The sequence below is a fragment of the Bacillus sp. FSL R5-0659 genome (assembly GCF_038008785.1).
GTDB lineage: Bacteria > Bacillota > Bacilli > Bacillales > Bacillaceae > Bacillus > Bacillus safensis.
On the sequence record NZ_JBBOZU010000001.1, the window covers coordinates 3656416 to 3679329 of the forward strand.

The 22914-nt window shown below is 42.4% G+C and carries 21 protein-coding genes and 4 tRNA genes; 7 read left to right on the top strand and 18 right to left on the bottom strand.

Annotated features, from left to right (window positions below):
- Positions 1–61: 61 nt before the first annotated feature.
- The 10 genes from NSQ72_RS18915 to NSQ72_RS18960 form a co-directional block, all read right to left on the bottom strand.
- Positions 62–1252: a S1C family serine protease gene (locus NSQ72_RS18915; RefSeq protein ID WP_390273471.1), complete on the bottom strand. Its 1191-nt coding sequence runs from the start codon at positions 1250–1252 to the stop codon at positions 62–64.
- A 78-nt stretch (positions 1253–1330) separates the two neighbouring features.
- Positions 1331–2125, bottom strand: coding sequence for an MBL fold metallo-hydrolase (locus NSQ72_RS18920; protein ID WP_024424026.1), 795 nt, complete (start codon positions 2123–2125; stop codon positions 1331–1333).
- A gap of 6 nt (positions 2126–2131) precedes the next feature.
- On the bottom strand, positions 2132–2995 hold the full coding sequence (locus NSQ72_RS18925) for a two-component system regulatory protein YycI (RefSeq protein WP_126682570.1): 864 nt from the start codon (positions 2993–2995) through the stop codon (positions 2132–2134).
- Positions 2982–4361 (bottom strand): two-component system activity regulator YycH, encoded by a 1380-nt coding sequence (gene yycH, locus NSQ72_RS18930; protein WP_341084972.1) that lies wholly within the window; start codon positions 4359–4361, stop codon positions 2982–2984. The genes NSQ72_RS18925 and yycH overlap by 14 nt, the downstream gene beginning before the upstream one ends.
- Positions 4351–6189 carry a cell wall metabolism sensor histidine kinase WalK gene (gene walK, locus NSQ72_RS18935; RefSeq protein ID WP_341084973.1) on the bottom strand — a complete coding sequence of 613 codons (1839 nt, stop codon included), beginning with the start codon at positions 6187–6189 and terminating at the stop codon, positions 4351–4353. Before walK ends, yycH begins: the two co-directional genes overlap by 11 nt.
- A 7-nt stretch (positions 6190–6196) precedes the next feature.
- Positions 6197–6904, bottom strand: a complete 708-nt coding sequence (gene yycF / locus NSQ72_RS18940; protein WP_024424030.1) for a response regulator YycF — start codon at positions 6902–6904, stop codon at positions 6197–6199.
- Between the two features lie 347 nt (positions 6905–7251).
- Positions 7252–7324 (bottom strand) — tRNA-Phe (locus NSQ72_RS18945).
- A gap of 27 nt (positions 7325–7351) precedes the next feature.
- Positions 7352–7428, bottom strand: a tRNA-Asp gene (locus NSQ72_RS18950).
- A gap of 82 nt (positions 7429–7510) precedes the next feature.
- A tRNA-Glu gene (locus tag NSQ72_RS18955) sits at positions 7511–7582 on the bottom strand.
- 6 nt (positions 7583–7588) lie between these two features.
- Positions 7589–7664: transfer RNA gene (locus NSQ72_RS18960), tRNA-Lys, on the bottom strand.
- A 342-nt stretch (positions 7665–8006) separates the two neighbouring features.
- Here NSQ72_RS18960 and NSQ72_RS18965 point away from each other — a divergent pair.
- Positions 8007–8531: a peroxiredoxin family protein gene (locus NSQ72_RS18965; RefSeq protein WP_024424031.1), complete on the top strand. Its 525-nt coding sequence runs from the start codon at positions 8007–8009 to the stop codon at positions 8529–8531.
- A gap of 29 nt (positions 8532–8560) precedes the next feature.
- Here the strand turns inward: NSQ72_RS18965 and NSQ72_RS18970 are convergent, their stop codons facing one another.
- The 7 genes from NSQ72_RS18970 to NSQ72_RS19000 all read right to left on the bottom strand — a co-directional run bounded on the left by NSQ72_RS18970 (position 8561) and on the right by NSQ72_RS19000 (position 15625).
- Positions 8561–8770 carry a hypothetical protein gene (locus NSQ72_RS18970; protein ID WP_129193078.1) on the bottom strand — a complete coding sequence of 70 codons (210 nt, stop codon included), beginning with the start codon at positions 8768–8770 and terminating at the stop codon, positions 8561–8563.
- 14 nt (positions 8771–8784) lie between these two features.
- Entirely contained in the window at positions 8785–9918 is a 1134-nt protein-coding gene (locus NSQ72_RS18975; protein ID WP_341084977.1) for a DUF418 domain-containing protein, read from the bottom strand.
- Between the two features lie 136 nt (positions 9919–10054).
- Positions 10055–11344, bottom strand: coding sequence for an adenylosuccinate synthase (locus NSQ72_RS18980; RefSeq protein ID WP_024424032.1), 1290 nt, complete (start codon positions 11342–11344; stop codon positions 10055–10057).
- A gap of 253 nt (positions 11345–11597) precedes the next feature.
- Entirely contained in the window at positions 11598–12011 is a 414-nt protein-coding gene (locus NSQ72_RS18985; RefSeq protein ID WP_039182849.1) for a VOC family protein, read from the bottom strand.
- A 131-nt stretch (positions 12012–12142) separates the two neighbouring features.
- Positions 12143–13507 carry a replicative DNA helicase gene (gene dnaB / locus NSQ72_RS18990; protein WP_024424034.1) on the bottom strand — a complete coding sequence of 455 codons (1365 nt, stop codon included), beginning with the start codon at positions 13505–13507 and terminating at the stop codon, positions 12143–12145.
- A 220-nt stretch (positions 13508–13727) separates the two neighbouring features.
- The gene (locus tag NSQ72_RS18995; protein ID WP_144493771.1) at positions 13728–14684 is read right to left on the bottom strand and encodes a DUF4885 family protein; all 957 of its coding nucleotides are present in this window, start codon (positions 14682–14684) and stop codon (positions 13728–13730) included.
- Complete coding sequence (locus NSQ72_RS19000) at positions 14681–15625, bottom strand: DUF4885 family protein (RefSeq protein WP_126682575.1); 945 nt, start codon at positions 15623–15625, stop codon at positions 14681–14683. The genes NSQ72_RS18995 and NSQ72_RS19000 overlap by 4 nt, the downstream gene beginning before the upstream one ends.
- A gap of 110 nt (positions 15626–15735) precedes the next feature.
- Between NSQ72_RS19000 and NSQ72_RS19005 the strand changes: the two genes are divergently transcribed.
- The gene (locus NSQ72_RS19005) at positions 15736–16593 is read left to right on the top strand and encodes a hypothetical protein (protein WP_126682576.1); all 858 of its coding nucleotides are present in this window, start codon (positions 15736–15738) and stop codon (positions 16591–16593) included.
- 118 nt (positions 16594–16711) lie between these two features.
- Here NSQ72_RS19005 and NSQ72_RS19010 read toward each other — a convergent pair whose 3' ends face one another.
- Positions 16712–16930: a hypothetical protein gene (locus tag NSQ72_RS19010; RefSeq protein ID WP_059376728.1), complete on the bottom strand. Its 219-nt coding sequence runs from the start codon at positions 16928–16930 to the stop codon at positions 16712–16714.
- Between the two features lie 523 nt (positions 16931–17453).
- On the opposite strand from NSQ72_RS19010, the gene NSQ72_RS19015 reads away from it, so the two are divergent.
- From NSQ72_RS19015 to NSQ72_RS19035, 5 genes are read left to right on the top strand one after another with little or no spacing between them, the layout of a single operon-like run.
- Complete coding sequence (locus tag NSQ72_RS19015; RefSeq protein ID WP_341084978.1) at positions 17454–18338, top strand: alpha/beta hydrolase; 885 nt, start codon at positions 17454–17456, stop codon at positions 18336–18338.
- Between the two features lie 4 nt (positions 18339–18342).
- On the top strand, positions 18343–19128 hold the full coding sequence (locus NSQ72_RS19020) for a 2,3-dihydro-2,3-dihydroxybenzoate dehydrogenase (RefSeq protein ID WP_126682578.1): 786 nt from the start codon (positions 18343–18345) through the stop codon (positions 19126–19128).
- Positions 19129–19154: 26 nt separating this feature from the next.
- Positions 19155–20336 carry an isochorismate synthase DhbC gene (dhbC, locus tag NSQ72_RS19025; protein ID WP_341084979.1) on the top strand — a complete coding sequence of 394 codons (1182 nt, stop codon included), beginning with the start codon at positions 19155–19157 and terminating at the stop codon, positions 20334–20336.
- 24 nt (positions 20337–20360) lie between these two features.
- Positions 20361–21980, top strand: a complete 1620-nt coding sequence (locus NSQ72_RS19030; protein WP_228280010.1) for a (2,3-dihydroxybenzoyl)adenylate synthase — start codon at positions 20361–20363, stop codon at positions 21978–21980.
- Positions 21981–21998: 18 nt separating this feature from the next.
- A complete protein-coding gene (locus NSQ72_RS19035) occupies positions 21999–22907 on the top strand; it encodes an isochorismatase family protein (RefSeq protein WP_341084980.1) in 909 nt (302 codons plus the stop codon).
- The last annotated feature ends 7 nt before the right edge of the window (positions 22908–22914 follow it).

Below are 22914 nucleotides of genomic sequence, written 5' to 3' on the forward strand. Positions count from 1 at the left end.
ACCCCCTTTTCTTCATCATATGTCAGTCATGCAAAAAAAACCAGTCCCTTACTGGAACTGGTTAGCCGCCATATCGGTCGGTTTGAGAAAGTTTGATCTCTGCTGATTTTTTCTTTCCGCTTCGGTAAAATTGCATTCTTACCTTATCGCCGACCTTCTTTTGATATAAGTATTTACGAAGATCTACGATATTCTGTACACTTTTGCCATCAAAGGAGGTCACGACATCCAGCTCTTTTAGTCCCGCTTTTCCTGCTGGAGATAACGGCTCAACACTCATGACGACAACTCCTGATGTGACCTTGGATGGCAGTTTCAATGTTTCCTGCCAGTGGTAACTCGCAATATCCGCTAATGATTTCATGCCGACGCCAAGATACGGACGCTTTACCTCTCCGTAGCGCTCTAAATCCTCTATGACAGGGATGACCAGATTCGCTGGAATAGACAGCCCGATTCCTTCTACCTCTGATTCAGCAATCTTCATTGAGTTGATGCCGATCACTTTTCCGTCCATATTGATCAAGGCACCACCGCTGTTTCCAGGATTGATGGCGGCGTCTGTTTGCAGTACTTCTGCATTCCAATCCGTTTGTCCGTCTCCATTTGAGTCGACAGGGATCGCTCGCTCCGTGCCCGAAATGACCCCTTGTGTGACAGAGCCTGCGAATTCAAGCCCTAATGGATTTCCAATGGCGATGACTGGCTCACCCGGCTTCACATGATCTGAGTTACCGAAGGCTGCCGTTTTCTTGATTTTATCACTTTTGACAGTGAGAACTGCTAAATCCATGAGCTGATCACTGCCGACAAGATTGGCACCAATTCTTGTCCCATCATGAAGGCTCACTTCAAGCTGGTTGGCACCTTTGATGACGTGATGGTTTGTGACAATATAAAACGTGTCACCCTTTTTTTTATAAATCACACCTGACCCGCTGCCTGCTTCTCCGCCTTCCTCCCAAAAGCTCGACTTTTGGATATTAATGACGCCGACCACCGTATCTGACATATTAGACACCACTTTCGTGACAGCATCATTGACGTTTACATTCACAGTTTTTAAAGGGCCCTGAGATGTTTGTCCATCACCATTTTGCTGCCATCCAAAGGGACTGCCGCTCTGTCCAGATACATAGGGGAAAAAGAATCCCATTAAAAAAGCTCCTACCAATACACCGATCAAACCAGAAAGAAAATATCCTTTTCTGCTTCGTCTCGGCTTCCACTCTACATCGCGATAATCCACTATGTTTCCTTCCTTTCAGTGAATAGATGATGTATATAGTGTTGGTAAGAAGCTCTTATCTTAATCATACGATTATAAAAATCATACGGCGCAAAGCGGGGTTGCTTTTTTCGGGTCCGTATCAAATAAATCAAAGCCGTCCCCAACAACAAAGCCCTTCATTTCAAGCGTCTGCTGGACCGCCATACGGGCTAAATCCTTCATGTTGTTGTCTTGACTCAAGTGAGCCAAATAAATGCGTGAGGTGGCATCTCCAATGACATCTGTCATCGCCAGAGCAGCATCTTCATTTGATACATGTCCGACATCGCTCAGAATTCTGCGCTTAATGCTCCATGGGTATCGGCCCATTTGCAGCATCCCGACATCATGATTGCTCTCAAACACAAACGTATTGGCTGACTTAATAATGCCTTTCATGCGGTCACTCACATAGCCTGTATCCGTCATGAGCGCAAGTTTGCGCCCTCCATAATGGAATACGTAAAACATGGGCTCTGCCGCATCGTGTGAGACGCCAAATGACTCGACATCAAGACCGCCAAAGGATTGAACGGTCTCCATATCAAAATGGAATTTCTGCTCTGTATCAATTTTTCCGATATGAGACTCCATTGCCTTCCATGTTTTCGCATTTGCATAGACAGGAAGCTTGTACTTTCTTGCCATGACACCCAGCCCTTTAATATGATCGGAGTGCTCGTGTGTCACAAAAATGCCGTCCAAGTCTTCAGGCTTGCGGTCGATTTGGCCAAGCAGTTCGACCATCTGTTTGCCGCTTAAACCAGCATCGACCAAAAAGGCATGCTCGTCTGTTTCTAAATAAAAAGCGTTCCCCGTACTTCCGCTCGCTAGTACACTGAACTGCAAGCTCATGTTCTCTCACTCCATTGAAGATTTGTCATCTTTCTCTATATGATCAAGTGTTGAGCCATCGATGGCATTGATCAAATATTCTTCCTCTGTCTTTTTCTTTGAACCTGCTGATACGCCTTCAAGCTCCACACGCCATACAGGAACCATGACTTGCGTGCTTGCCCCCGGGTATTGCGTATAGTAACCAAGCTCTACCTTTTTCACGGTCGTGTTTTGGCTAAGCATATTTTGCGTATATAAGTCCTTCACGGTTTCAAGTGCTGGGACAAGGGTTTCTTTTCTCACTTCATTAATCGACGTCACCATTGACTGCTGATAAGAGACAACTTCGTTTTGATCGTTGAGATCTAAGGTGATTTTCCCGATGGTTTCGGTGTCATCAAGGCCTTCTTGGAAGATGTATTTCCCTTTATACGTTTGGAAAAAGACGATTTTCCCTGTCTCTTCATCTATATTCCACAGCTTATAATTCTTCCCATCCAGCAAACGCTGGTTCACAAGGTTCGTCGCCGCTGTTTTGATATCCTTTTTCGGCAAGGCAACTGGTTTGTTGAAGGTCATTTCAAGCAGCGTGACAGGATCATCTTTGTCTGTTTTCGGGAATGTGCTTTTCGCCTTTTGATCAGCTAATCCGTCGACATCCTTTTTCGTATATTGCTTCTTTTCAGCTGTAATGCGGTATCCAATCTTCGCTTCATCTGATAGATTGCCATATTTAATCCCGTCTGCCTTCATTTCTTCCAGCGTATCCGTTTTTTCGATAATCGCAAAATGATCGGTTGACCGTTTTTCAAAGTATTGAAAACCTAGAAAGATATCGAGAACGAGAAAGGCTAGGATAAAGATCGTTTTGGTCTTATTCCACTCCATGATTCTCGCTCCCCTCTGTCAAAAGATCATTCGATAGAATCACGGTTTTGCCGTTATACTTCATACACCATACAGGCTCCAGCCAGACAAACATCGCTTGATCTTGATCTGATGAAGTTGAAGCAGCTTGATATGCAGGGAAAATCTGTTCAATTTTCTCCAGATCATCATATTTCGTCTGCTTGATGATCAAGTCCTTCAGCTCTGTCCCGTTCATCAGCTTGACCTGTTCACTTTGACTCGCTTTATTGCCAAGAATATAATTTGGACGCTTGTAATTCAAAATGTCATCATTCGCCCATTGGACTTCAAGGGAGGTCATCCCAAATGGATGCTTTGTACTGTTCACAATCGGCAGACCGTCCATAAACATATTAAAGGACAGCTGCTGGTTGCTGTTGATGCCAAAGTATTGGTAGTCATCAGTAAAGCTTCCCGTATCATTGAAATATTTCACGCTTCGCTTGATCAAATCCCCCGTTTGGAAAACAGTGCTGGAATTGATATTGCGATGCTGATATTGAATGCGGTGGTCTTTTTGATTGGCTTCAAGGCGGCTTGTGCCATCTGTGTACACCGTCCGGTTTAAATTAGATTCCTCACCGACAAGGCTCGGATCCGTAAACAAAGCGTCTTTGAACTTGTTTGTCTTAATCGTTTCGATAAAGAACATTTTCGCTTCAAGTTGCTTTTGCTTTCTCGGAAGAAGGAAATCTCGTTTAGAATTCGTAGAGAATGTATAAAGATCATAGCGCGGCATCTCGTTTTGAGCGGCAGCGATACTGTCCATTAGATTACGGTAGTTGGCGGACTCAATTGTCAGCTCAAGCACCGTTTCCTTGCTGTATGAGACCAAGTACACTTTCTTATTGGCCTTATCCTGCTGAGCGAACGGCACAATCATCCGATCAAACGAGTTGTATTCAATGGACTTGTTCGGCCATTTAAAGAGCGCTTGGAAAATATCAATCGGAATCGGATCATTGAATACAAGATCCAATGTTTTCCCTTGTCCTTCGCGTCCATAGAAGAAATTCTTAAATTTCTGCTCGGAATATTGATCTGACACATCATTAATCTCTTTGACATCCCAAAGGCTCACATCATTCCAAAAGTTTTGAAAGAGCTCCTTTTGATCCACTTTAAAATGCTCCCCATTTGAATGGATAAACATCTCTCGCGGCTTCACGACATCAATGAGACTTCTAGGCTCGTCGCTTGAAATCTTCTTCGTTTCCACGACCTGTGTGCCGGCGTCTGCCTGGTCCTGCATGACGGGCTGGAACATCCAGATATTCCACGTAAATACAAGACTGATCGCAATTAGGATTGTCAATATTATGGTTTTAAAGGTCTCACGCTTCATCCCAATCATCCTCTTGTTCTTCATTGTACGGAAGGGTAAAGGTCACCGTTGTTCCTTTTCCTTCAATGCTGTCAGCCCAAATATCTCCGCCATGAGCCTGAACCATTTCTTTTGCAATCGCAAGACCTAGGCCGGTTCCGCCAAGCTTTCTTGTTCTTGCTTTATCCACTCGATAAAAACGTTCAAAGATTTTATCCATATCCTTCTTCGGAATACCGATTCCTTCATCTTTCACGCTGAATAACACAAGGCCTTTCTCCTCATCCAGATCGACGGTAAACGTGATGTGTCCACCCTCTGGTGAGTATTTCATGGCATTGGAAATGATATTATCGAGCACCTGTGTAATTTTATCTTGATCGATTTCCACATATATTTCACGCTGCGGCAGGTTGCGGATAAAATCGACATGCTGCTCCTTCGTCATTTCAAAACGATCAATGACGAGCGAGATAAACCTGATAAAGTTCGTCCACTCACGATTGAATTGATAATCCTTGCTGTCGAACTTAGACAGCTGCAGCAGGTCATTGACAAGCCGGATCATCCGCTCAGTTTCATTTTGCGTGACACTGAGGAATCTTGGCGCAAGCTCTTTATCACCAATCGCCCCTTCAGCCAAAGCCTCAAGGTAGCTTCGCATCGTTGTCAGCGGTGTGCGTAGCTCATGCGATACGTTTGCGACGAATTCACGGCGTTCAGCATCAATTTTCTCCTGCTCTGTGACGTCATAAATGACCGCAATTAAACCGTCAATCTTCCCATGCTCTTTCTGAATGACAGAGAAATTCACACGCAAAACAGCCAGCTGATCTTCGCGTTCAATTTCTATCAGCATGGAATCTTGATTTTCGACTAAATCTTCAAATGTATGAGTTTCCTCTAAGCCAAGTAAAGACGTAATCGGCATCTCTAATGCTGTTTCACGTGAAACATTCAACAGCTCTAATGCGGGGCTGTTTAATAGAATAATTGCACCGTTTTGATTCGTTGCGATGACGCCGTCCGTCATATAGGCAATAACAGAAGAAAGCTTTTTCCGCTCACCCTCCGTCATCAGCTGAGCTTCCTCCAGCTCTCTCGTCAGATGGTTAAAGGTTGTCGCAAGCTGGCCAATCTCGTCATGCCCATACTTCCGGACCTTCCTGGAGAAGTTCCCTTTGGCAAGCTCGATCGCTTGCTTTCTCATATCTGAAATAGGATGAGTGATCGTTCTGAAGATGAAGATACCAAGTAGAGCAGTCGTCCCAAGTGCAATCAGTGTACCAGTTGCCAAAATGGTGTTAATGGTTCGCATTTGGTTAAACACACTTTCCATTGAAGACACAACATAAATCACGCCAACGGTCTCTTGGTTCTCATTTTTTACGGCTGTCGCAGAAATACGCACCCTTTTATTTGATTCAGGGTCATAGAATTTTTTCTCATAGTCTTTGCCAACCGCGAAAATACGGCTAATGATTTGATCAGTGATTTTCTTGCCGGCAATCTCTTGGCTGCCGTTATTGACAGAGGCAATGACCTCTCTGCTTTCGTCAATATAGCTGACTTCAGAGATTTCATTAGACTCATCTTTGTTGTTAAAATCGTTTAATATCTTTTGAGCATCCTCTTTTAATTCTGCCTTGCTTTTCGATGAATCTTGTTCTAGGTAATACGATAACGAGTAGATTCGCTGATTCAAGGAATTATCATATGAATTAATTAAGGACTGCTCTAGCTGCTTCACAAAGTACACGCCAATGATCTGCATGGCGACGATGATCAGCAGCACGTAAATCAAGGTCAATTTGAAGTGAATCGAGCGAAAAAAACCTACTTTACTCATAAGAATCTTAGTCCTGCTCTGGGTTTCTTAAATAGTAGCCGACGCCTCGTCTTGTCACGATCCAGCTCGGATGGCTAGGGTTGTCTTCAATCTTTTCACGAAGACGGCGGACTGTAACGTCTACTGTACGGACATCTCCGAAGTAATCGTAGCCCCATACGGTTTGCAGCAAGTGCTCACGTGTCATGACTTGTCCGATATGTTTCGCTAAGTAATGAAGCAGTTCGAACTCACGGTGCGTCAATTCAATCGTTTCCTCACGCTTAGACACCACATACGCATCTGGATAAATGACGAGTGATCCAACCTCAATATCATTTGATTCAGATTCTTCCTCCGTCTGCGGAGCAGCGGTTTGTCTTCTCAAATTCGCTTTCACGCGGGCAAGAAGCTCACGCGTGCTGAAAGGCTTCGTCACATAATCATCTGCGCCAAGCTCAAGGCCGATGACTTTATCAATTTCAGAGTCTTTTGCTGTCAGCATGATAATGGGCATGTCGTATTTCTTTCTCACTTCACGGCATACTTCAACACCATCTTTATTCGGCAGCATAATGTCGAGCAGAATAATGTCCGGCTTAATTTCTTCTACCATTTCAAGGGCTTCGTTTCCATCATATGCACAATGAACCTCATAGCCCTCTTTCCTTAAATTAAATTCCAATATATCAGCAATCGGTTTTTCATCATCTACGACAAGAATCTTTTTTTCCATTGTGATTTCCTCCTGCATTTTTAGCATCTATGTCATTCCATTTTGCATGTATCATTACGCCTTTTCCGTTTACGAAAAAAAGGCTCACTGTCTATTATAACGTTTTACGAGGCAAAGATAAAAATAATAACGGCTTTCTTTTCTAGTAAACGTTGGATAGAAAGATGCCAGTCAAAAAAATTGATGACTTTTTCCTTTTTTATTGAAACTTTTCCAATCATCAGCCGTCTATATAGATGTAACGTCTTCTTCTTATGGAGCCGGGCCCTACCTAGGTCCGGCTTCTCCCTTTTTATGCCTTCTTTTCATAATAAAAACGCACCTGCGATTGCAGATGCGTTTGGAAGTGGCTCGGGACGGAATCGAACCGCCGACACACGGATTTTCAGTCCGTTGCTCTACCAACTGAGCTACCGAGCCATCATCAAAAAGATGAATATGTATAAATGGCGGTCCGGACGGGACTCGAACCCGCGACCTCCTGCGTGACAGGCAGGCATTCTAACCAACTGAACTACCGGACCTCAGTAACTTGCCCGAAAAAGCAATCGTGGTGCTCCTTCAAGCAAGTGAGGAAAAAATTAGCTTAACGCTAAAGTAAATCAATGACCCGTACGGGATTCGAACCCGTGTTACCGCCGTGAAAGGGCGGTGTCTTAACCGCTTGACCAACGGGCCAATACATGGTGAGCCATGAAGGACTCGAACCTTCGACCCTCTGATTAAAAGTCAGATGCTCTACCAACTGAGCTAATGGCTCTCGGTTTGTGAAAAGTAAATCTGAAGAAGTTGTATTGCGTCAAACCAATCGCTTTAAAAAAGCTGGAACATCGCATCCTAACAAGTTTCAGAGACCTTTGCAACAACGAGATTTATAATATCATAGAATAATTACATATGGCAATACGTTTTTCGACATTTTTTTAAAAAAAGTGTCGGATGTCAAATCTGCTTTCAAAGCCTCCACTTCTGCAACCGCCTTCATTTTACACGTCTTTTCGGATGATCTCTGCCTATTCAAACACATAGACACGTTTCAGGCCGCTCAAAAATGGCTATACATGAAACAAGTGACATTGTCATTGAAAAAGGAGGAAGCAGTATGAGTTCATTCAAATTAGGAGATAAAATGCCCAACTTTTCACTTCCAACAATACAGGGCGATCACATTGATTTCGACAAACATTTAGAGGAGCATCAAAGCTGGCACCTGATCGTTTTCTTTAGAGGATCTTGGTGTCCGGTATGTGTAGAAGAATTAAAAGAGCTCGAACAGCAGCAGTCATATTTTCAGGACAAGGATATTCACTTGATGGCGATTTCAACCGATAACCCTGATGACTTGAAGGCATTTGCGGATAAAGAGGGACTGTCCTTCCCGATCATGTATGACCATGACCTCACGTCATTAAAAGCATATGAAGTCCACTATCACGGGGAAGATGCCCCATATGAAGACCACGGGGTGCACGGTGAACCCGCCTATTTCTTATTAAATGAAAAAGGGCAAGTGCTCTATCAGCAAAGACAAACTAGTCCGTTTGGCAGACCGCATGCCAACGAATTACGCAAAATCATTCAGTACATCCGTAAAAACTTAAAAGGCCAATATAAAAGCCTGAAGTAAGAAAAAAGCCCTCGTGATGAGGGCTTTTTTTATGAATGTTTTTTGTTAAATAACCAGTCAGCGGAGAAAAAAACAAGGAGTCCCGCCATTAAAATGACAAAAGTAACCGGTGGCCTGTCACCTTGGAAATACGCGTACAACGCATGCCCTCCTAATGCCAGAAGATAAAAGACAAATGCCGGCACAGCTGCTTTATGTGCAATCGCTTGTTCTCTTTTCGTCATTTTTTTAAAAAACATATTGTCTATCCCCTTTATGATGCTTTTTTCATCGTCACCCTGCGAAGTGCCCGTGAACGGATATATTCCATTGGTCCAATTCTCCAAACCTTTAGGCAAACTGCTGAAATCGCGATTTGCAGAAGTGAAATTAACAGCCATGCCAATACAATAAGGGGCGCATTGATTTGACCGCCAAAACCCAATCCCCAGCTATAAAAAAGAATGGAGCAGATGACATTTTGCAGGATGTAGCAGCTAAGCGCCATTTTCCCTACATATTCAAACCAATTCCACATGAACCATGACTCCGTGCGTGCGAGGAGCTTCGCAATGACAGCTATATAGAAAATAGAGAGGAATGGTGAAAAGGCGTAGCGCACCACAAATTCCACTAGATCGTTCGGAACGAAGACTAGTGCATTCAGCGGCAGACCAACCCACAGTCCGATTCGGAACAATATTTTCCGGAGAGATTGTCCGCGTTCGTTTGCATAAAATACACCGGCTCTCATCATCCGCACACCCAATAAAAACAGAAATGTGTTCATTGGAATGATAAAGATCGCTTCTTCTCGGTACATGAAAAAGTATTGTAACCGTTCTTGAACCTGCGAAATCCATGTCTCTGGCAGCTGCTCTTCCAGCACCGGTTCACCGTTTTGATCATCGGCCGCTGACTCCATTTCAGAGAGGGAGTACACCATCAAACATGACATGACGAGTAGATGAATCACACCTGAGAATATCATGCCCTTTTTGATACGCCTGCTGCCTCCCCGTACAATGTAAGCCACAAGTAGCCCAGTAACGGCATAACTCATGAGCACATCATATTCCATCACGAGCGCAAAATGGACAAAGCCTTCGATAAATAAAAATAAAAGAATCCATAAATAAGTGCCCGGCCAAGGCGTGTTTTTCCTTTTTGCCTGCTGGTATTTCAGCTCCAATCCAACACCAAACATGATCGTGAGCAGCGAGAGCATTTTTCCATAAACGAACATGGAGACAAGGCTTTCAAGAAAACTGCCATTTTCATATTCATCCGCAATCTGATCTGTCGCAAAGGTATCCCCTGTGTACGCAAAAAACCAGACGTTCGTTCCCAATGTGCCTAGTATGGCAAAACCTCGTAAAATATCTAATAATCGTATTCTTTCTTTCACTAGAACGCTCCTTCCCTCTATACAGTTATCATATTTTGGTAATGACCGGAAGTCCGCTCTACTGAAATTAAGGAATATTTAAACAAAAAAACACCAGTAAAATGCGAGATTTTACTGGTGTCTCATCAATCTATTCTTATGGACGGTACACGCTGCGGACAACGTTCGTTTGTGAACGATCTGGTCCGACTGAGAAAATGGAAAGTGGAATACCTGTTAATTGTGAAATGCGTTCTAAATAATGGCGGGCATTTGCAGGCAGTTCACTTAAGTTCTTCACACCTGTAATATCCTCTGTCCATCCAGGCATTTCTTCGTAGACAGGCTCACATTTCGCTAATTCATTTAGGCTTGCTGGGAATTCCTCTGTGATTTCTCCGTTCAATTTATAAGCAACACAGATTTTCAACTTTTCAATCCCTGTTAGTACATCAATTGAGTTAAGAGATAAATCTGTAATTCCGCTCACACGGCGTGCATGACGGACAACAACGCTGTCAAACCAACCGACACGGCGCGGGCGTCCAGTTGTCGTACCGTATTCACGGCCAACCTCACGAATTTGATCGCCAATTTCATCATGGAGTTCTGTCGGGAATGGGCCATCTCCAACACGTGTTGTGTATGCTTTTGACACACCGACCACATGTTGAATTTTCGTTGGTCCTACACCAGAACCAATCGTCACTCCTCCAGCTACTGGGTTAGATGACGTCACAAATGGGTATGTCCCTTGATCGATATCAAGCATGACCCCTTGTGCTCCTTCAAATAGCACGCGGCGGCCTTCATCTAGTGCATCATTCAGAACAACAGATGTGTCTACGACATATTTTTTCACTTGCTGGCCATATTCATAATACTCGTCTAAAATATCTTCAATCTTGAAGCCTTCTGTGTCGTACATTTTCTCTAAAAGACGATTTTTCTCTTCTAGATTACGTGCAAGCTTCTCTTCAAATACTTCACGATCTAATAGATCTGCGACACGGATACCGACGCGAGCTGCTTTGTCCATATAAGCTGGTCCGATTCCTTTTTTCGTCGTGCCGATCTTGTTAGCCCCTTTCCGCTCCTCTTCCACCTCGTCCAATTTTAAATGATAAGGCAGAATAACATGGGCTCTATTGCTGATTCTGAGGTTATCTGTACTCACATTCCGTTCGTGAAGATACGCAAGCTCAGTGACCAACGCTTTAGGATCAACCACCATTCCATTACCGATGACACAAGTTTTCTCTTTATAAAAAATACCGGATGGAATGAGGTGTAGCTTATAAGTCACTCCATCAAATTTGATCGTGTGACCTGCATTGTTTCCCCCTTGATAACGGGCAATCACCTCTGCATTTTCTGAAAGGAAATCGGTAATTTTCCCTTTCCCTTCGTCACCCCACTGCGTACCTACTACGACTACTGAAGACATATCGTGCACCTCCGTTAACCTTTCAAAACGTTATCTCTTTCAAACACATTTATTTTATCAATGCACACCGAAAAAGTCAACGCAAAATCCGAACATTAATATCTCGAAATCAAATTTTGTTCGCTTTAAATATAAAGAAAAGCGCTTTAATCACTTCTTTAGCGCTTGGAAATGGAGATTTTGAGAAAAAACAACTTTTTATCGTGTCCACTGTTCATCAACATAAAAAAGACCCCACCAATAGGAGTCTTTTTTAAACCGGTGTAATACCATCTGTATTCATCAGCACAACCCGGTACCCATCTGGGTCTTCAATGGTTGCTCCTCCCCGGTCCCAGTATGGATTCGTTGAGATGACATGCCGTCCGCCAAATGAAATCAATCTCTCCTTCATTTGCTGAAATTCCTCTTCATCCGGAATATAGAAAACAAGCAGCTGTTCTGGATGCGGGACGGGCAGACTTTCTTCTTCTTCATGTTTGGTGATTTCTAAATGAACATGCTGGTGAGGTAGCCCGAGCATCACACCATCGTACCCTTCATGCTGATCAAATGAGCCTATTCGTTTGAGCCCTAAGCCTTCTTCATAAAAGGAAACAACCTCTTTCATGTTGACGGTTGGGCGTGCGATACGTAATTGAGCGGCTTCAAACTGTTGAAATTTCATCAGTCTTCACTCCTTTTCTCCTTTTAGTATACGCGCTCTCTTTTTCTCTCTCCTCCTCATATTGACTGTTTTTTCAATCATTCTTTCGATGTAGATCAAATCAAAAAAAGCCCAGCTTCTTGAGCTGGGCTTTAAGCACCGGGCGGAACACCCGCATCATCAAATCTTCTTTCCAGGTTGACGAATTTGTTATATTCTTTGACGAACGCCAGTGATACTGTACCAACTGGACCGTTACGCTGTTTGGCAATGATGATTTCGATAATGTTCTTATTCTCTGATTCTTTGTCATAGTAATCATCACGATAAAGGAATGCCACGATATCGGCATCCTGCTCAATACTTCCTGATTCACGAATATCAGACATCATCGGACGTTTGTCCTGACGCTGCTCAACCCCACGTGAAAGCTGAGACAAGGCAATAACCGGAACTTCAAGCTCCCTTGCCAGCGATTTTAATGCCCTAGAGATTTCAGAAACCTCTTGCTGACGGTTATCGCTTGATCGTCCGCTTCCTTGAATGAGCTGCAAGTAGTCAATCAGAATCATACCAAGACCATTTTCTTGCTTCAAGCGGCGGCATTTCGAGCGAATTTCACTTACTCTGATTCCAGGTGTATCATCAATGAAAATCCCGCTGTTTGACAGCGAGCCCATCGCCATTGTCAGCTTGCCCCAGTCCTCTTCTGTCAGATTACCGGTTCTTAAGTTCTGCGCATTGATATTCCCCTCTGCACACAGCATACGCATAACGAGCTGCTCCGCACCCATCTCTAAACTAAAGATGGCGACACTTTCGTCCGTTTTTGTCGCGACATTTTGGGCAATGTTCAATGCGAAGGCGGTTTTCCCTACTGATGGACGAGCCGCTACAATGATTAAATCATTTCGCTGGAATCCAGCTGTCATCCGGTCAAGCTCAGAGAAACCCGTTGGAATCCCTGTGATATCGCCTTTGCGGTTATGAAGCTGTTCAATATTATCGTATGTTTGAACAAGAACGTCCTTAATGTTTTGAAAGGCTCCTGAGTTTTTACGCTGCGCCACTTCCATAATGGTCTTTTCAGCATCACTCAACAGGTCTTCTACTTCATCCTCACGCGTGTACCCATCCTGTGCAATGGTTGTCGCCGTACGGATCAGACGTCTTAAAATGGATTTCTCTTCTACAATTTTTGCATAGTATTCAATGTTTGCGGCAGTTGGGACCGAGTTCGCAATATCGGTTAAATACGAAATCCCGCCTACCTCTTCTAGTAAATCTGTATTGGCAAGCTCAGATGTCACCGTGACAAGATCGACCGGTTCTCCTCTATCGCCAAGGATAAGCATCGCATTGTAAATCTTTTGATGCGACATTCTATAGAAATCCTCTGGAATTAATACCTCAGAAGCGAGCGTTAGCGCAGATGGTTCTAAAAAAACAGCACCTAATACGGCCTGCTCGGCTTCTATATTTTGCGGCGGCAGCCGGTCATCGAGAAGTTCCGTCATGCCAAGCACCGTCCTTTCATAAAAAAATACGCTACTCATCATTTTAACATTTTCATCAATAAAAAAGTGAAAAACATCGACTATAGTCAAAATTACCATGAGGATGTTTCGTTGAACAGCGAAACAGCGCACTTCAATAGAAAAGACTCTGTAACATAAATTGTTATAGAGTCCTTTATTAACGGTATCTAGTTTTGTACCTGTCGTCGTCCACGTTTTGTTAATCTATCGTTTTCTTAACCCCATAATTCTCTTTTTGTCCAATGTCTTGTAAAGAGCCATTTTGATAACCAATAGATAGCACCAAATCGGGAATAGAATCAAACCCGTTTTTCGCTAGGTCAAATAGTTGTGCACCATAATGTGAAGCAGCAATGCGTGCATTTTCAGCTGTGTATGGATTTTTCAGGAGTTCTTCTTTGTATAGATCAAAAATATTCGTTCCTTTATCCGTTACAAATTGACCGTTTACAATGCTTAAATCTTTTAAATTGTAGCCTGTCACCGTTTTGATTTGATTGACAAGATGGAACTTTGCTAGAGAATCAGGTGTGAATTGAGTAGAATCATCATTTTTGCTTTTCATAATATGGAAAAATAGTTCTCTTGTATTGTTAGTTGTATTTAATAGGTCTTCTATTTGTTTCATCAGCGATTCTTCTTTTGAACCACTTACCACTAATTTAAAATTGTTCGGGTCAATAGTAAAGGTTAAATTCGTGTTTTTAGGAATGGTTATACCGTTTTTAGAGAATAAATCTTGTAATTGTTCGTTCACTTTTTGACGATTGAGTATTTTCTTTTCTACACTTTCTTGTGTAGGATCGTACCGTTTTTCATTACGGAAGATGGCGTCATTAAAGTCATATTGACCTCCTTTTCCAGAATTAGCCCAGCCAATCTCCATCGTATAAGCAGCTTCTCTCTCTACTTTAGTTAGATCACTCCTGAAATAAGGAGAGCGTGGATTTCGATACTTATCGTGTATATGACTATGAGGATTTTTGAAACGTTTATTTTGTTCATTTATTTTTTGGTATTTTTCATCTAGTATTTTCATCCGTCTATCAGCTTCGGTCATCACCTCATTTGTACTTTTAATAGCTGAATGGCTATTGAAGTCCGAAAGGTTCTGCTTATTTAGAACGGCTGTCGTGTTAGATGTATTTATCTTCACTTTGATACTCCGTAATTCACCTTTTGTCCAATGTCATATAAGGAGCCGTTTTGGTAACCAATAGATAGCACCAAATCGGGAATAGAGTCAAACCCATTTTTGGCTAGATCAAAGAGCTGTGCACCATAATGTGAAGCAGCAATACGTGCATTTTCAGCTGTGTATGGATTTTTTAGGAGTTCTTCTTTGTATAGATCAAAAATATTCGCTCCGTTATCCGTTACAAATTGACCGTTTACAATGCTTAAATCTTTTAAATTGTAGCCTGTCACCGTTTTGATTTGATTGACAAGATGGAACTTTGCCAGAGAATCAGGTGTGAATTGAGTAGAATCATCATTTCTGCTTTTCATAATATGGAAAAATAGTTCTCTTGTATTGTTGGTTGTATTTAATAGGTCTTCTATTTGTTTCATCAGCGATTCGTCTGTTGATCCACTCACCACTAATTTGAAATTATTTGGATCAATGGTAAAAGTTAAATTTGTGTTTTTAGGAATGGTTATACCGTTTTTAGAGAATAAATCTTGTAATTGTTCGTTCACCTTTTGACGATTGAGTATTTTCTTTTCTACACTTTCTTGCGTAGGATCGTACCGTTTTTCATTACGGAAGATGGCGTCATTAAAGTCATATTGACCTCCTTTATTATTCCTTGCCCAACTCATTTCCATAATGTAAGCAGCTTCTCTTTCCGTTTTTGTTAAATCACTTCTGAAATAAGAAGAATAAGGGTTTCTATACTTATTATATATATGGTCTTGAGGATCTTTGAATCGTTTATTTTGTTCATTTATTTTTTCGTATTTTTCATCTAATATTTTCATCCGTCTATCAGATTCGGTCATCACCTCATTTGTACTTTTAATAGCTGATTGATCTTTAGAGTCGATTCGGTTCTGATTGTTTGAAGGTATCGTATATGACGTATTGATATTCATTTTGATTCTCCTTTTTTAAAAAAATTAGTGATTATTAAATATATCGGCAATTCAGTTAAAATTTGTTAGTTTTGATCCGATATAGTAATTATTACAAGGAGGGTTAAAATATGACAAATACTATCTTCAAACGTTTTTTATTACCTGCATTATTATTAGTGCTTTTTACTAGTTTTTTTGCACCTCATTCAGCAGAAGCAGCTATTACGGGGAATAACAGTCCTAACACAGCAAGCTCAATGGGATATTGGAAATATAGTCGTCCAGATACGACAATCTTACCTGAAGGTGAAAATGAAGCGTATTATCAGTTTACGATCAATAAAGGTGAAAGAGTTTATGTCAGAAGTTCGTATAATAAGCAATATACAGGGATGAATATCGAGGTGTATAATTCTAAATATTCTAGGACAGGGTCCGAAGTTATTAATCCTGATTCAGTAACGCCTTTTATTTTTGCTAATACTGGTGACGTGACTTCAACTTCAGAAACTTATTTTGTGAAAGTGACCCGTGGTACATATACAGGGAATATGTACTTTACTGTTTCCATTCAAGATCGTATTAAATCTGGGAATGGGACATTCAATTTTTCGGGGACTGCTACTAACTTGGGGAATTCTTCTTTAAATTTTTTAGGAGTTGATTCTTCAGTCATTACAATGGATTTAACTAATAATTCCACAGTTCCTAAACGTGCTGTAGTTAAATCGATTTCGACAACTAGTACCCAAACACCCAACCAAGGGAATGTCACTCACAAACTGATGGCTAGTGAAAGTAATATTTGGTACACATCACTTGTTTCATCTGCAACAAGTGGTTCTTACCGTATTTCTCTGGATGATCAATTAAAAGTCGCGCAAAAATGGAGCTTTAAGTACAACGCAAAGGCTACAGCGAGATCTACTATGAGCAATGTCAAAGCCGATATTCGTTACGAATATGATGTCACAGATGGATTTTAATTGAATGGTGTTTGCAGAAAAAAAGTAAGGGGACATCCCTTACTTTTTTAATTGCCGCATTTTTGATGCTATATGATCTTTTGCCACTCTTAAAACAGCACCGTCCTTTCATAAGAAATTATTGGGGTTTTTGCTTGAGGGCGTGTTGAAAGAGGAGGATGGTGATCATATCGGTGGCCCGCTGGTATAAATCCCATTGTTCATAGGCCGCAAATGACATCCGTATTTCATGTAATGACTGTTTCATTTCATGATATTCTTCCACTGTAAATGTATTTGTCAGTTTGAGCTGATTTTCATGCAGTTTTAGCCTCAGCTTTCCTAATGAAGTTTTCATTCTGCCCACATTCCCTTCGATCTTGTCTTCCTTAGAAAATTGTATATGAATTTACGTATAATATTGAATAAGTTGTGAGATATGATCACCAGCTTTTCGAAAAATTCTCCTCTTTTTTCCTAAAAATACAAGAAGGTCTATAGACTTATTTTTCCTCAAAATGATTTCAAGAAGAAAAACCTATATATATTCCTGAATCAAACAGAAGAAAATGGTAAATATCCCGAGACGGTCAAGGTCTTTTGGCATTTCTCCTCTTTTTAAATGACTCAGTCCGGCATTCCCTATTTCCATTCATTTGGTAGTTATTTAGTCCTTTATTTTCATAATATTTAGATTAAATGATCAACTACACGACTTAATGAACATTTGACTTCATAATTGATAACCATTATCATTTGATTTGCTTGCGTGATAATTGAGAATCATTTTCATTTCAATTCTATTACTACACTCATCCTATATCCGCAAGCCTGCTTTTATCATCGTATGAGAGTCATTTTGAGGAAGGGGATTTTTACACATGTCCAAACGCCCTGAAGGAATGGGTACTGAGGATTCACTTTTCGGAGAAAGCCGGCCTTTTTTTATACCGGGGACGGAGCAACTGGATATCACAGCACACCCATACAGACTTTTTATATTTAAACCGAATACTACTCCTCCAGCGGCTGGTTTTCCAGTCATGTACGTGCTTGATGGGAATTCACTTTTTGGCACAATGGTCGAAGCACTTCGTTTACAGTCGAGAAGACCTGAAAAAACAGGTGTCGTACCTGCCATCATCGTTGGAATTGGCTATCAGACAGAAGCACCCTATCATCCGCTCAGGCATTATGATCTCACTCTAACCGGCCCTGATGCTTCCATTGGTGGCAAAAGACAGGACTTCTCCAACCATACATATGGCGGCGCCTCTGCGTTCTTTTCTTTTTTAGAAAAGATTGTAAAGCCTTATATCGAGCAGCGCTTTCCGATCAACCAGAGTCGTCAAACACTGTTTGGGCATTCTCTTGGTGGTCTTTTTGTATTAAACACACTATTTGAGCACCCTGATGCTTATCAGACATATATTGCAGGCAGTCCTTCTATCCACTGGAACAAAAAATTATTTCTAGAAAAAGAATACCAATTCACTAGCCGTATACGTCAGCTGTCTATGGATGCCAGGCTGCTTGTAGGTGTAGGTGAATTAGAAAAACATCATCCATGTCAAATGAATGATCATGCACATGCACTAGCAAATCGGATGCTGCCTTTATCTTCATATGGCTTGCATACGACCTATCACGAGTTCCCTGAAGAAGGACATACGTCCGTTTTACCAGTGCTAATGAATTACGCTTTTCGTTTTGCACTCTATCATGATGATCCTTTCACAACCACAGACATGAAGGAAAGGCAGTGAACACATGAAACATAGTGGTCTATCTCAAAAAATTGCCCTTATTACAGGCGCAGGACAAGGTATTGGACAAGCAGTCGCTAAAAGACTAGCCGAGGAAGGTGCGATTATTGCAGCAGTTGACGCAAATGAAAAGCAGCTGCAAAGCACCGTCAGGCAAATGAATGATGATGGCATACGTGCCTTTGCCTATCCAGGGGACATCACCGATCAAGCTTCTGTTCAGCACATTGTCGATCAAATTGAAAAGCAGCTTGGACCCATTTATTTACTGGTCAATGTAGCAGGCATTCTTCGAATCAGTTCTATTGACCAGCTTAGTGCAGATGACTGGCAACAAACTTTCTCAGTCAACACACACGGTGTCTTTTACGTATCTCAAGCTGTCTCCAAATACATGATGAAAAGATCAGAAGGGGTCATTGTGACTGTCAGCTCTAACGCAGGTGCCATTCCTAGAATGAATATGGCTGCCTATGCCGCTTCAAAAGCAGCAGCTACTTCCTTTACAAAAACACTTGGATTAGAGCTGGCAGCCTACGGGATCAGATGCAACGTCGTCTCTCCCGGCTCTACCGCAACACCTATGCAATGGGCTTTATGGGCTGATGAACAAGGAGAAGATCAGGTGATTAAAGGCTCATTAGAGACGTATAAAACCGGTATTCCTTTACAAAAAATCGCTGATCCTCAAAACATCGCTGATGCAGTCATTTTCTTTGCATCTGAGCAATCCAGTCATATTACGATGCAGAATCTCACGATTGATGGTGGCGCAACACTCGGAATCTAGCATTTCATTCAAAAGGAGGCCTTTTCATGAAACATTCATTATTGTCGTCAGAAGAAAAAGTACAGTTGCTTCAAGACTATCAGCCAGGCGCTTTTTTCCTTGCTTCCCCTAAACGCACGATACTTGCCGAAGGGATATTCCAGCATATTGAAACCAATCAACTAAATGAACTATCCACAAAGGTAGCGCATGTATTTGACGCTGCCAAACAAGCTGGTATTCAAGCACCGATTGTGGCTGGTGCTGTCCCGTTTGATCCGGTGCAGCCCGTTCGTTTAAATGTTCCAGTCCATGTACAGTTTAGTGATCCACTCGAATTTCAACAAGGTGATGAGGAGTCAGAAGTGGTATCGCCATCCTATGAGGTGACACCTGTCCCTGCCCCAGATGTCTACATGGAAGGTGTGAACGAAGGATTAGCTAAAATTGAGAACGGAGAGCTTAGCAAAATCGTACTCTCTCGATCTCTCCATCTCAAAGCAAATCAAGAAATTCATACGAAAGCAATACTCGAACGACTGGCTCGCCATAATACGACTGGCTATACGTTTGCTGCAAATATAGCTGACCCGAAGGCTTCCCAAAAGCGCACACTTCTTGGGGCAAGCCCTGAGCTGCTACTTTCAAAAACTGGTTCATCTGTGATTTCCAATCCACTCGCTGGTTCTCGGCCGCGCAGTTCAGATCCAGTAGAAGACCAGCGCCGCCGCGATGAACTTCTTACTTCAGCGAAGGATTTACACGAGCACGCAGTGGTTGTCGAAGCTGTCACTAAAGCGCTTACTCCTTACTGTCACACATTAGATGTGCCTGCATCACCATCCGTCATACAAACAGAAACGATGTGGCATTTATCTACTGTCGTAAAAGGTGAATTAGCAGATCCAAATGTGTCCTCAATTGATATAGCGCTGAGCCTTCATCCAACACCTGCAGTATGCGGAACACCTACAGCAGATGCACGTGAAGCCATTCAGGCAATCGAACCCTTCGATCGAGGATTTTTCACAGGAATGATCGGCTGGGCAGATGAAAATGGTGATGGTGATTGGATTGTCACCATTCGTTGTGCAGAAGCTGAGGGTCACTCCCTTCGCCTTTTTGCTGGTGCAGGAGTGGTCAAAGGGTCAAAGGCAGAAGAAGAGCTAGCTGAAACATCTGCAAAATTCAACACAATGCTTCATGCGATGGGCATCCATCAGCTATAAAAATTCTTAGGAGATGACAAAAACATGTTTGTTCAACCACCTACATGGCCAGAAGAATTTGCAAAACGCTACCGTGAAAACGGCTGTTGGCGTGGGGAAACCTTTGGCGGTATGCTTCGTGCACGCGCCGCATCGTTAGGAAATAAAACAGCGATTACATACGCTGATACGCATATGAGCTACCAAGAACTTGATGAGCGCGTCAGCAGTCTTGCCGCCGGTTTTCATCAGCTTGGCATTCAAAAAGGAAGTCGAGTTGTCGTGCAGCTTCCTAACATTCCTGCTTTTTTTGAGGTCATTTTCGCTTTATTTCGAATCGGTGCTTTACCCGTCTTCTCTCTGCCATCTCATAGAAGCAGTGAAATCACTTATTTTATTGAGTTTGCCGAAGCAGACGCATATGTCATACCAGATATCGATGGCGGCTTTGATTATCGAACACTCGCACGTCAAGTGAAAGAAAAGCTTCCCTCATTACCTCATGTCATTGTTGCAGGGGAAGCTGAGGAATTCCTTGGCTTAGATGATCTGCGCAAGGACCCAGCACTTGATCCCCAAATTCATGTAGAGGCAAGCGATATTGCATTTCTTCAGTTATCTGGAGGCAGCACAGGCCTTTCTAAGCTTATTCCTCGCACGCATGATGACTATATTTATAGTCTTTGGAAAAGCAATGAGGTGTGCGAGCTCACACAAGAAAGTGTGTATCTAGCTACACTTCCAGTTGCACACAACTATCCATTAAGCTCGCCCGGAGTCCTTGGGACGTTATACGCAGGCGGAAGAGTCGTTCTTGCACCTGGATCAAGCCCTGATGTCGTCTTTCCACTCATTGAAAAAGAACGGGCGACTATTACCGCTGTCGTTCCACCTATCGCATTGATTTGGCTAGAGGCCGCTCCTCATCGATCAGATGACTTATCGAGTCTTGAAGTCTTACAAGTCGGCGGTGCTAAATTCAGTGCTGAGGCAGCAAAACGAGTGATGCCTGCCCTTGGATGTAAGTTACAGCAAGTTTTTGGTATGGCAGAAGGTCTGGTCAACTATACCAGATTAGATGATCCTGAACATGTCATTATTCATACACAAGGACGCCCGATGTCTGAATATGATGAGGTACTAGTGGTAGATGATGAGGACAAGCCCGTCCCGCATGAAGTGGCTGGACATCTTTTAACAAGAGGACCTTATACGATTCGTGGCTACTATAAAGCCGATGAACAAAACAAAAAAGCATTTACACCCGATGGCTTTTACAGAACAGGTGACATCGTGCGATTAACCAAAGAAGGAAATGTTGTTGTAGAAGGCAGAGACAAGGATCAAATCAATCGTGGCGGTGAAAAGGTTGCCGCTGAAGAAGTTGAAAACCATTTACTTGCGCATGCTGACATTCATGATGCCGCCATGGTATCCATGCCGGATCCATTTCTTGGCGAACGCTCATGTGCCTTTGTCATTGCAAAAGGAGACAACAAACCAGCACCGCACGTCTTAAAATCATTTCTAAGAGAACGCGGGCTCGCAGCCTATAAAATTCCTGACCGCATTGAATGGATCGATGCGTTCCCACAAACAGGTGTAGGCAAAGTCAGTAAAAAAGCATTAAGAGAACTAGCTGCAACCCATACTGCCAACGTATAAAAAAGAGGAGTGAAAACCATGGCAATCCCTACTATTCCTGCATATCCAATGCCAAGCACACAAGATTTACCCGAAAATAAAGTGAACTGGATCCCAGATCCGAAACGTGCTGTTCTGCTGATACATGACATGCAGCAATATTTTTTAAATGCATTTCAACAAGATACATCACCGATCACAGAGTTAGTTCAGCATATTGAACAATTACGTGACACATGCAATGAACTTGGCATTCCAGTCGTCTATACAGCTCAGCCTGGTGACCAAGACCCGAAGGATCGTGCCCTATTAACAGATTTTTGGGGACCTGGACTTGGTGATGATGAAGCATTGACAAAAATCATTGATCAGCTTGCTCCATCTGAGGCAGATACATTGCTGACAAAATGGCGTTATAGCGCATTTAAGAAATCTAATTTTTTGGATATTCTTCAAGAAGGCGGGCGTGATCAACTGATCATTACTGGCGTATATGCACATATTGGCTGTATGCTGACAGCCGCAGAAGCATTCATGCTCGATATTGAAACCTTCTTTGTCGCCGATGCCGTCGCTGACTTTTCATTGAAACATCACAAAATGGCCATGACCTATGCAGCTGAACGCTGTGCGGTCACCACAACAACAAATCAAATCATTGGTCGTTTAACAGGACAGGAAGAAGAAAGTGATGAGCTATCCTTTGAGGCTATTCTTCAGCAAGTAGCTGAGTATCTCCAAATGGCGCCGAATGAAATACCGCTTGACGAGAATCTCGTCTACCTTGGACTTGATTCTATTAGAATGATGAGCCTAGCAGAAAAGTGGAGACAGCAAGGAGCGACAGTCAATTTCGTTGAGCTTGCAGCAAATCCAACACTCGCTCATTGGCGGACTCTTCTTTTCCCAGACAAACAGCCATCTATTCCAAATATCGATTACTTGTAAAGGAGGT